General features: G+C 64.8%; 1 protein-coding gene and 1 pseudogene. Both read right to left on the reverse strand.

Going from position 1 to position 835, the window contains the following annotated elements:
- Positions 1-290, reverse strand: a pseudogene (locus AX681_RS17540) (flagellar motor switch protein FliM); the annotation flags it as partial.
- Between the two features lie 27 nt (positions 291-317).
- Positions 318-835 (reverse strand): flagellar basal body-associated FliL family protein (locus AX681_RS17545; protein WP_066682566.1); only part of this gene is annotated, 518 nt, incomplete at its 5' end.

An 835-nucleotide genomic window follows, 5' to 3' on the forward strand; every position in this document is an offset into this window, starting at 1 on the left:
GAGCGGCCCGCCGGGCTCACCGCATGGCTGCCGCTGGCGATGACGCCGGGCCGCTCGGCGCGGTAATCGGCGTGACGCTGAACCGCCAGCGGCTCGGCCCAGACGCGCAGGCCTTCGCCCAGCAGCGGTTCGAACACGGGCTTCAGCGACTTGGCGAGCCGTGCGGTCAGATGCTGGACGCCGTGCAGATCGCCGAACGGGTTGAGGTTCGCGGCCCCCAATGCGGGCGCGTGTTCGGCGCCGGCGCGCGAACGCTCGCGCCGTTCCGACGCGTTTCCCTGAAGGGTCATCTCTGAAGGGCCGTTAACCATGCCCGTTCACTGAACGATGAAATTGGTAAAATAGACGTTAGCAACTCCGCCAAACCCCTCTTTTTCCTTCAAAACGCCGTTGATTGCGGCGGCGAGGCGCTTTTGCAGGCGGGTTTTGCCGTCGGCGGTGAAGACATCGTCCTCATTGGTTTCGCCGAGCGCGAGCAGAATCGCCGAACGCACCGCGAGTTCGTGCGTCTTCAGATTCTCGATCACGCGATTGTCATAGGGGGTCGAGATCGCGACCCCGACCTGGACGAAATGGACGCTTTCGCGGAGGTTGGAGGTGAACTCCTTCTCCATCTGATAATAGGTTGAGGCATATTTGTCCCCGCCCTCGCCCTTCGGCGTCGGCTTGCCCTTGCTCTCGCCGCCCTCTTCGCCTTCCTTTGCCACCGAGGCGCGAACTTCCTCGCTCTTGGGGACAAGGCGCGGCGTATCGGCGTCGGCGCTTTCGCCCTGCGCAGCGCCCCCGCCGATCAGCCCGGCATTGACGGCGTACAGACCGCCGCCAACTCCACCGC

The organism is Sphingomonas sp. CCH9-E2 (genome assembly GCF_001557215.1).
Taxonomy (GTDB): Bacteria; Pseudomonadota; Alphaproteobacteria; order Sphingomonadales; family Sphingomonadaceae; genus Sphingomonas.